Source organism: Actinomadura bangladeshensis (assembly GCF_004348335.1).
Lineage (GTDB): Bacteria > Actinomycetota > Actinomycetes > Streptosporangiales > Streptosporangiaceae > Spirillospora > Spirillospora bangladeshensis.
Genome location: NZ_SMJW01000414.1, coordinates 1 through 4255, shown reverse-complemented (window position 1 = coordinate 4255; position 4255 = coordinate 1). Strand labels below are relative to the sequence as shown.

Sequence of the window (4255 nt, the reverse complement as noted above, 5' to 3'; positions counted from 1 at the left end):
GCTCGATCACCTCGTCCACCCGCCGGGCGGGCAGCCCGCCGGCGTGCGCGAGCCAGCGCAGGTGGTCGCGGGCCCGCCGCGCCGGATGCACCGCCGCGGCGTCCAGCATCGCGCCGAGCCGGCACAGCGGCGTCCGCAGCGACCGGTAGGGCTTCCCGCCGACCAGCGCCGTCCCGGCGTCGGGCCGGTCCAGACCCATGATCATCCGCATGGTGGTGGACTTGCCGGCGCCGTTCGGGCCGACGAACCCGGTGACCTGCCCGGGCCCGGCGGTGAACGACAGGTCGTCCACCGCGACCGCCGCCCCGTACCGCTTGCGCAGGCCCCGCACTTCGATGGTTGCCTCCATGCCCAGGGAGGCTACGGACCGGGCCGCTTCCGCGTCGTCACGCCCGGGAGGCGTCTTCGCGGGGCCGGGCCGGGGGACGCGGGTCCCTCCCGGGAGGGACGCCGCCGGGCCGCCGCACCCGCCACAATGGCGTCCGTGGGGGAGATCGGCGGGTGGTCGCGGTGGCCGGTGGCGGGCGCCTGCCTCGCCGCGGCGGGCGCGGCCGAGGCCGTCGTGCGCGCGCACGGGTCCGGCGCCGCGCTGTCCCTGGCGATCCTGGTGGACGTGTGCGCGACGCTGCCGCTCGCCCTGGCCCGCGACCGCATCACCGGCGCCGCCGTGACGATCACCGCCGCGGCCGCCGCCGCGTGCGTCCTGCACCGCGGTGCCGCCGTCGCCGCGCTGGTGGCGCTCGTTACCGTCTGGGCGGTGCTGGTCCGGCGGCGGGTCCTGAGGCGGCGCGCCGAGGCCGCCGCGCTCGCCGCGTCCCGCCGCGCGTTCGAGAGCACGCTGCTGGAGCACACCGCGCGGGGCGAGCGGGCCCGCATCGCCCGCGAGCTGCACGACGTCGTCGCCCACCACATCTCGATGATCTCCGTGCAGGCCGAGACGGCGCGGCTCGCCGTCCCCGGCATGCCCGCCGAGGGCGCCGAGCGGCTGCTGGCCATCGGCGACACCGCCCGCACCGCGCTCACCGAGATGCGGCGGCTGCTCGGCGTGCTGCGCGAGGACGCCGGCGCTGAGCCGGCCCGCCGCCCCCAGCCCGGCCTGCAGCAGCTCCTGGACCTCGTGGACGAGTCCCGCGGGTCGGGCGCCGCCGGGGTCCGGCTGATCGTCCGCGGGGACGTCGCCGCCCTCGACCCCGGCCTGGAGCTCGCCGCCTACCGGATCGCGCAGGAGGCCCTGACCAACGCGCGCAGGCACGCGGCCGGCGCCGCCGTCGACGTGGAACTCGACTACGCGCCGGACGTGCTGCGGGTCACCGTCCGCGACAACGGCCCCGGCCCCGGCCCCGGTCCGGGGGCCGCCGGGCACGGGCTGCTCGGGATGCGCGAGCGCGCCGCCGCCGTCGGCGGCGACCTGCGCGCCGGGCCCGGCCCGGTCGGCGGGTTCCTGGTCGAGGCGACGCTGCCGCTGGAGGCGCCGTGACCGTCCGCGTGGTGGTCGCCGACGACCAGGAGGTCGTCCGCGCCGGGTTCGGGGCGCTGCTCGGCACCCAGCCGGACCTGGCCGTGGTGGCGACCGCGTCCGACGGCGCCGAGACGCTCGCGGCCTGCCGCGAGCACCGGCCCGACGTCGTGCTGATGGACGTGCGGATGCCCGTCATGGACGGCATCGAGGCCACCCGCCGCGTCACCGCCGAACCGGACCCGCCGCGCGTGCTCATGCTGACCACGTTCGACCTGGACGAGCACGTCTACGACGCCCTCGTCGCGGGCGCCAGCGGGTTCCTGCTCAAGGACGTCACCGCCGAGCGGCTGTTCGACGCCGTCCGGGTCGTGGCGGCGGGGGAGGCGCTGCTCGCCCCGGCCGTCACCCGCCGCCTGATCGGCGAGTTCGCGCGGCTGCGGCCCCGCCCGCCCGGCGGCGGGGGCCTGGCCGGCCTCACCCCGCGCGAGACCGAGGTGCTCCGCCTGGTCGCCGGGGGACTGGCCAACGCCGAGATCGCCGCCCGCCTCGTCGTGGGGGAGGAGACGGTGAAGACCCACGTCAGCCGGATCCTGCGCAAGCTCGGCCTCCGCGACCGCGTCCAGGCCGTGGTCGCCGCCTACGAGAGCGGCCTCGTCCGGCCCCGCACCGGCCGCTGACGGCGTCCGGGCATGGGACGGGCCCGCACCGTCACCGGTACGGGCCCGTGAAAAGATCTCCTCGTTATGCGGACCTACGGCGCCCCGCCCGCAGGATCTCCAGGCGCTCGGCGAGGACCTCCTCCAGATCCTCGACGGTCCTGCGCTCCATGAGCATGTCCCAGTGGGTCCGCGGCGGCTTCCCCTTCTTCGCTTGCGGCAGCTCCCCGTCGACCCGCAGGGCCGTGGCGCCGCAGTTGCGGCATTCCCACGTCATCGGCACCTCGGCCTCGGCGGCGAGCGTCACGGTGAACCGGTGGCCCTTCGTGCAGGTATAGTCCACCTCTTGGCGAGGGGCCAGATCGGTGTTGCGATCATTCTCGTAGCTCGTCGCTCCGAGTCGGGTGCCGCGAAGTGCGCGCTCGGCCATCGTCACGTGCCTCCCAGACGGCTTGCGGTCTTGCCCTGACCAACGCTGAACACCCCGACAAGATTCCCTCGCCCGGGGTGATCCAACCCTGCAGTTTCCGGCCGCCCGGGGCCGCCGCCGCGGAACCTGCGGTCCCGCCCGCCGGTCAGCGCGAGGTGAGCACCGCGTCGACCAGCCCGTACTCCTTGGCCTCCTCGGCGGTGAAGTACCGCTCGCGGTCCAGGTCGCGCCGCACCGTCTCGGCGCTGCGGCCGGTCGCCTCGGCCAGGATCGCCTCGGTCTGCTCCCGCAGCCGCAGCACCTCCCGCGCCTGGATGTCCAGGTCGGTGGCGTAGCCGCGGGACACCTCGATCTCCGGCTCGTGCAGCAGGATCCGCGCGCCGCGCAGCGCCTGCCGGCGGCCGGGCGACCCGGCGGCCAGCAGCACCGCCGCCGCCGACCCGGCCTGCCCGACGCACGTCGTCTCGACCTCGGGCCGCACGTAGCGCATCGTGTCGCAGATCGCCAGCATCGCCGTCAGCGACCCGCCCGGCGAGTTGATGTAGAGCGCGATGGGCCGGTCGGGGTCCATGCCCTCCAGCGCCAGCATCTGCGCGGTGACGTCGTTGGCGCTGGTGTCGTCCACGGGCGCCCCGAGGAAGACGATGCGGTCCTCGAAGAGCCTGTTGTAGGGGTTGGTGTCCTTGCGGCCGTGGGTCGTCTGCTCCTCGTACTCGGGGACGAGGTAGCGCCGTTCCGCACGTGTCATGTGCCCACCCGGTCGGTGCTGTCGATGACGTGGTCGACGAAGCCGTAGTCGCGGGCCTCCTCGGCGGTGAACCATGCGTCGCGGTCCCCGTCGGCCTCGATCTGCTCCAGCGGCTGCCCGGTGTGGAACGCGGTGCGCTCGGCCAGGGTCCGCTTGAGGTAGAGCGACTGCTCCGCCTGGATCTTGATGTCGGACGCGGTGCCGCCGATCCCGCCGTGCGGCTGGTGCATCATCACCCGCGCGTGGCGCAGCGCGAACCGCTTGCCCCGCGTCCCCGCGCACAGCAGCGTCTGTCCCATGGAGGCCGCCATGCCCATCGCGACCGTGGATATGTCGTTCGGGACGAACTGCATCATGTCGTAGATCGCCATGCCGGCGTCCACGACCCCGCCGGGCGAGTTGACGTAGATCGTGATGTCGCGCCGCGCGTCCTGCGCCGCGAGCAGCAGCAGCTGCGCGTTCACCCGGTTGGCGACCCGGTCGTCGATCTCGCTGCCGAGGAACACGATCCGCTGCGCGAGCAGCCGCTCGAACAGCTGCGCGTCCGCGAGCTGCGGCACCTCCGCCACCGCGGCCCGCGACCTCCCCGCGAACGTCTCCACCCGCTCGCCGTCCCGCGTCGGTTCGCTGCTCACGGCACCCTCCTTGATGATCTGTACGTTACGTACACTATGTACAGGAGAGCATATTGCCGTGCCGGACGCCGGGCCAGGGGGAGATCGGGTGTTTCGCTATACGATGAATGATGTGGATGTTCCGGTGACCGAAGCACGAGCCCAGTTCGCGGATCTGGTGAACCGGGTCGCCTACACGGGCGAGCCCGTCAAGCTCACGCGGCGCGGCAAGGTGATGGCCGCCCTGGTCAGCCCGGAGGACCTGGAACTGCTGGAGGCGATCCGCGCCCAGCGCCTCGACCTCCAGGTCGGCGGCACGGTCCCCCCGGTCCCTGTCTCTTATACACA

General features: G+C 74.3%; 7 protein-coding genes. 3 read left to right on the top strand and 4 right to left on the bottom strand.

Going from position 1 to position 4255, the window contains the following annotated elements:
* The coding region (locus E1284_RS38910; RefSeq protein WP_131945143.1) for an ATP-binding cassette domain-containing protein at nucleotides 1-349 on the bottom strand (349 nt) is incomplete at its 3' end.
* 135 nt (nucleotides 350-484) lie between these two features.
* On the opposite strand from E1284_RS38910, the gene E1284_RS38905 reads away from it, so the two are divergent.
* On the top strand, nucleotides 485-1477 hold the full coding sequence (locus E1284_RS38905; RefSeq protein ID WP_207924211.1) for a sensor histidine kinase: 993 nt from the start codon (nucleotides 485-487) through the stop codon (nucleotides 1475-1477).
* Nucleotides 1474-2136 (top strand): response regulator, encoded by a 663-nt coding sequence (locus tag E1284_RS38900; protein WP_131945141.1) that lies wholly within the window; start codon nucleotides 1474-1476, stop codon nucleotides 2134-2136. Before E1284_RS38905 ends, E1284_RS38900 begins: the two co-directional genes overlap by 4 nt.
* Before the next feature lie 64 nt (nucleotides 2137-2200).
* On the opposite strand, the gene E1284_RS38895 is transcribed toward E1284_RS38900, so the two are convergent.
* The 3 genes from E1284_RS38895 to E1284_RS38885 all read right to left on the bottom strand — a co-directional run bounded on the left by E1284_RS38895 (nucleotide 2201) and on the right by E1284_RS38885 (nucleotide 3862).
* Nucleotides 2201-2545 (bottom strand): RNA polymerase-binding protein RbpA, encoded by a 345-nt coding sequence (locus tag E1284_RS38895; RefSeq protein ID WP_131945145.1) that lies wholly within the window; start codon nucleotides 2543-2545, stop codon nucleotides 2201-2203.
* A gap of 145 nt (nucleotides 2546-2690) precedes the next feature.
* Complete coding sequence (locus E1284_RS38890) at nucleotides 2691-3293, bottom strand: ATP-dependent Clp protease proteolytic subunit (RefSeq protein ID WP_131945140.1); 603 nt, start codon at nucleotides 3291-3293, stop codon at nucleotides 2691-2693.
* Nucleotides 3290-3862 (bottom strand): ClpP family protease, encoded by a 573-nt coding sequence (locus tag E1284_RS38885; protein WP_207924212.1) that lies wholly within the window; start codon nucleotides 3860-3862, stop codon nucleotides 3290-3292. Before E1284_RS38885 ends, E1284_RS38890 begins: the two co-directional genes overlap by 4 nt.
* Before the next feature lie 190 nt (nucleotides 3863-4052).
* Between E1284_RS38885 and E1284_RS38880 the strand changes: the two genes are divergently transcribed.
* Nucleotides 4053-4255: type II toxin-antitoxin system Phd/YefM family antitoxin (locus tag E1284_RS38880; protein WP_243715010.1), on the top strand; the 203-nt coding region annotated here is incomplete at its 3' end.

Excerpts from the sequence above, each read along its gene's own strand:
- E1284_RS38895 (WP_131945145.1), bottom strand. The coding sequence starts at position 2,545 with ATGGCCGAGCGCGCACTTCGCGGCACCCGACTCGGAGCGACGAGCTAC.
- E1284_RS38890 (WP_131945140.1), bottom strand. The coding sequence starts at position 3,293 with ATGACACGTGCGGAACGGCGCTACCTCGTCCCCGAGTACGAGGAGCAG.